This window comes from Pseudomonas sp. S30, assembly GCF_016518545.1.
Lineage (GTDB): Bacteria > Pseudomonadota > Gammaproteobacteria > Pseudomonadales > Pseudomonadaceae > Aquipseudomonas.
Genome location: NZ_JACVTO010000043.1, coordinates 1 through 4,927, shown reverse-complemented (window position 1 = coordinate 4,927; position 4,927 = coordinate 1). Strand labels below are relative to the sequence as shown.

The following is a 4,927-nucleotide window of genomic DNA, read 5'->3' as shown; positions in this document are numbered from 1 at the left end:
CTTGTTCACGATCGAAGGCTGACCGCCCACATACACGTCGTTCGGCGCTTGAATCGTGAAGGTGCCGGAAGCGGAGCCAGCCGGAACCGTGACCTTGGTGCCATCACTCAGGGTGAAGGTCAGGCCTTGGTGGCCAGTGACGTCCAAGCCTTGGCCATTGGTCAAGGTGACGGTGTAGGTAATCTGGCCGCCTTCTGCGACGGTGGACTTGTCAGCGGTGAGAGTCGCTACGACTTCGCTGATGGTGTCGGCGATTTGTACGGTCGCTGCGCCACCCAACTCGAGGTTTTCAAAGGTTTTGCCGGCAACGCTGGCATCCGTTACACCAACGGTAAGCGAGCCTGAATCTTTAAAGACGTCGTCGCCTTGGGCAGGTGCCTTGTACTCGACTTCGGTCTGGCCGGCAGCGATGATGACTTTTGCGCCGTTGCTGAGAGTTACGGTCATGTCACGATCAAGTGGCTGGTTCACTTTGACGGTGAACGACGGCTGTTGGTCTTCGGTGACATTACCGTTGCTGGCGATGGTGACGGAAACTTTGTCGCCTTCGTTGCCAGTACCTGGAGTACCAGTGCCTGGTTCGTCAGTGACCGTCGTGGTGACGGAGCTATCGCCCAGGGTGAGCTTTTCGAAGTTGTCCGCACCTGTTACCGATTCAAGCTTGTTAACGATGCTCGGCTGACCGCCCACGTAGACGTCGTTCGGGGCTTGGATAGTAAACGTGCCAGAGGGGGACCCAGCAGGAACAGTAACTTTAGTACCGTCCGAAAGCGTGAACGTCAGGCCTTGGTGGCCAGTGACATCGAGGCCCTGACCGTTGGTCAGTGTCACGGTGTAAGTGATCTGACCGCCTTCGGCCACAGTGGGTTTATCAGCAGTAAGTGTCGCGACCACTTCGCTGATGGTGTCAGCGATCTGAACGGTGGCCGCACCGCCGAGCTCCAGATTTTCGAAAGTTTTGCCGGCAACACTGGCATCCGTCACACCAACGGTAAGCGAGCCTGAATCTTTGAATACGTCGTCGCCTTGCGCAGGCGCTTTGTATTCAACTTCCGTCTGGCCTGCAGCGATGACCACTTTGGCGCCGTTGCTCAGGGTAACAGTCATGTCACGATCAAGCGGCTGGTTCACCTTGACGGTGAACGACGGCTGTTGATCTTCGGTGACATTGCCGTTGCTAGCGATGGTGACGGAAACCTTGTCGCCTTCGTTGCCAGTGCCAGGAGTACCAGTGCCTGGTTCGTCAGTCACCGTCGTGGTGACGGAGCTATCGCCCAGGGTGAGCTTTTCGAAGTTGTCTGCACCTGTTACCGACTCGAGCTTGTTGACGATGCTTGGCTGACCACCGACGTAAACATCGTTCGGGGCTTGGATGGTGAACGTTCCGGAGGCAGACCCAGCAGGAACGGTGACTTTAGTGCCGTCCGAAAGCGTGAATGTCAGGCCTTGGTGGCCAGTGACATCGAGGCCCTGACCGTTGGTCAGTGTCACGGTGTAAGTGATCTGACCGCCTTCGGCCACAGTTGGTTTGTCAGCAGTAAGCGTCGCGACCACTTCGCTAATGGTGTCAGCGATCTGTACGGTGGCCGCACCGCCGAGCTCCAAGTTTTCGAAAGTTTTGCCGGCGACGCTGGCATCGGTCACGCCGACAGTCAGCGAGCCGGAGTCTTTGAATACGTCGTCGCCTTGCGCAGGCGCTTTGTATTCAACTTCCGTCTGGCCAGCTGCGATTACAACTTTGGCGCCGTTGCTGAGGATGACGGTCATGTCACGATCAAGCGGCTGGTTCACCTTGACGGTGAACGACGGCTGTTGATCTTCAGAGACATTGCCGTTGCTGGCGATGGTGACGGAAACTTTGTCACCTTCGTTGCCAGTGCCTGGAGTGCCAGTCCCCGGCTCATCAGTCACCGTTGTGGTAACGGAATTGTCACCCAGAATGAGCTTTTCGAAGTTATCAGCGCCAGTGACAGACTCCAGCTTATTTACGATCGAAGGCTGACCACCGACGTACACATCGTTCGGCGCTTGGATGGTGAACGTGCCGGAGGCAGAGCCAGCCGGAACCGTGACTTTGGTGCCATCACTCAGGGTGAAAGTCAGGCCTTGATGGCCAGTAACGTCCAAGCCCTGGCCGTTGGTCAAGGTGACGGTGTAAGTGATCTGACCGCCTTCGGCCACAGTAGGTTTGTCGGCAGTAAGCGTCGCGACCACTTCGCTGATGGTGTCAGCGATCTGAACGGTAGCTGCACCGCCGAGCTCCAGGTTCTCGAAGGTTTTGCCGGCAACGCTAGCATCGGTTACACCGACGGTGAGCGAGCCGGAATCTTTGAATACATCTTCACCCTGTGCAGGTGCCTTGTACTCAACTTCCGTCTGGCCAGCAGCAATAACCACCTTCGCGCCGTTGCTCAGGGTCACCGTCATGTCACGATCAAGTGGCTGGTTCACTTTGACGGTGAACGACGGCTGTTGGTCTTCGGTGACATTGCCGTTGCTGGCGATGGTGACGGAAACTTTGTCGCCTTCGTTGCCAGTGCCTGGGGTGCCTGTGCCTGGTTCGTCAGTCACCGTCGTGGTAACGGAATTGTCACCCAGAGTGAGTTTTTCGAAGTTATCAGCGCCAGTGACGGACTCCAACTTGTTCACAATCGAAGGCTGGCCGCCGACGTAAACGTCGTTCGGCGCTTGGATCGTGAACGTACCGGAGGCAGAACCTGCTGGAACGGTAACTTTAGTGCCGTCACTCAGCGTGAAGGTCAAGCCTTGATGGCCAGTGACGTCCAAGCCCTGGCCGTTGGTCAGTGTCACGGTGTAGGTGATCTGGCCACCTTCGGCCACAGTAGGTTTATCGGCAGTAAGCGTCGCGACAACTTCGCTAATGGTGTCAGCGATCTGAACCGTCGCTGCGTTACCCAATTCGAGATTTTCAAAGGTTTTGCCGGCGACGCTGGCGTCGGTTACACCAACGGTGAGCGAGCCGGAATCCTTGAATACGTCGTCGCCTTGCGCAGGCGCTTTGTACTCGACTTCCGTCTGGCCGGCAGCAATGACCACTTTGGCGCCGTTGCTCAGCGTCACTGTCATGTCGCGATCAAGCGGCTGGTTCACTTTGACAGTGAACGACGGCTGCTGATCTTCGGTGACGTTACCGTTGCTAGCGATGGTGACGGAAACTTTGTCGCCTTCGTTGCCAGTCCCTGGGGTGCCAGTGCCTGGCTCGTCAGTCACCGTGGTGGTGACGGAGCTATCGCCCAGAGTGAGTTTTTCGAAGTTGTCTGCGCCTGTAACCGATTCGAGCTTGTTGACGATGCTTGGCTGACCGCCGACGTAGACGTCGTTCGGGGCTTGGATGGTGAAGGTGCCGGAGGCAGAACCTGCTGGAACAGTAACTTTAGTACCGTCCGAAAGCGTGAACGTCAGGCCTTGGTGGCCAGTGACATCGAGGCCTTGGCCATTGGTCAGTGTCACGGTGTAGGTGATCTGGCCACCTTCGGCGACTGTAGGTTTGTCGGCAGTAAGCGTCGCGACCACTTCGCTAATGGTGTCAGCGATCTGAACGGTGGCCGCACCGCCGAACTCCAGGTTTTCGAAGGTCTTGCCGGCAACACTGGCGTCCGTTACACCAACGGTAAGCGAGCCTGAATCCTTGAATACATCGTCGCCCTGCGCAGGCGCTTTGTACTCAACTTCGGTCTGGCCAGCAGCAATGACCACCTTCGCGCCGTTGCTCAGGGTCACCGTCATGTCACGATCAAGCGGCTGGTTCACTTTGACGGTGAACGACGGCTGTTGATCTTCGGTGACGTTACCGTTGCTAGCGATGCTGACGGAAACTTTGTCGCCTTCGTTGCCAGTGCCTGGAGTACCAGTGCCCGGCTCGTCAGTCACTGTGGTGGTGACGGAATTATCGCCCAGGGTGAGTTTTTCGAAGCTATCAGCGCCAGTGACGGACTCCAGCTTGTTCACGATCGAAGGCTGGCCACCGACGTAAACGTCGTTGCCCGCCTGAATGTCGACAGTGCCCGAAGCGGATCCTGCAGGGATGGTGACCTTGGTACCGTCCGAAAGCGTGAACGTCAGGCCTGGGTGACCGGTCACGTCCAAGCCCTGAGCATTGGTCAGGGTCACGGTGTACGTAACTTGGCCACCTTCAGCCACCGTGGCTTTGTCCGCAGTCAGGGTCGCTACGACCTCGCTGACGGTATCGGCGATTTGAACGGTCGCGGCACCGCCAAGCTTCAGGTCCTCGAACGTCTTGCCTGGAACGCTGGCATCAGTCACGCCCAAGGTGATAGAGCCTGGATCCTTGAACACGTCATCGCCTTGGGCGGGCAGGCTATAGGTAGCCTGGGTCTGGCCTGCGGCAATGACTACCTTGTCACCGTTGCTCAGCGTTACCGTCAGATCGCGATCCAATTGCTGACTGACGGAAACGGTGAAGGTGGGCTGCTGGGCCTCAGTCACATTGCCGTTACTCGCAATGTTGACGGTCACCGTATCGATGCTGTCGCTAATGACGGTCTGCGCAGGCGTCGGGTTCGGCACCAGGTTTTCGAAGTTACCGCCTGTTGCGCTGGTGATCGTGGTGTTGACGGTGCTGCCGTTGTTGTAGACGTCGTTGGCCGGCGTCTGGAAGTCGATCGAGCCGCTGGATTTACCGGCGTCTACCGTGATGGTCTGGCCGTTGGACAGGGTGACGGTCACCGGCGTCTGCGCTGGGTTGTTCAGGCTGACGGTATAGGTGATCACGCCACCTTCGGTGACGCTTGGGGTGGCGGTCAGGGTGGCGGTAGTGGTGTCGACCGAGTCGTTGATGACGGTCTGCGCAGGCGTCGGATTCGGCACCAGGTTTTCGAAGTTGCCACCTGTTGCACTGGTGATCGTGGTGTTGACGGTGCTGCCGTTGTTGTAGACGTCGTTGGCC

Annotated in this window: 1 protein-coding gene; it reads right to left on the bottom strand. The window is 57.7% G+C overall.

Features of this window, described 5'->3' with window-relative positions:
- The coding region (locus tag IAE34_RS24145) for an immunoglobulin-like domain-containing protein (protein WP_325101017.1) at positions 1-4,927 on the bottom strand (4,927 nt) is incomplete at both ends.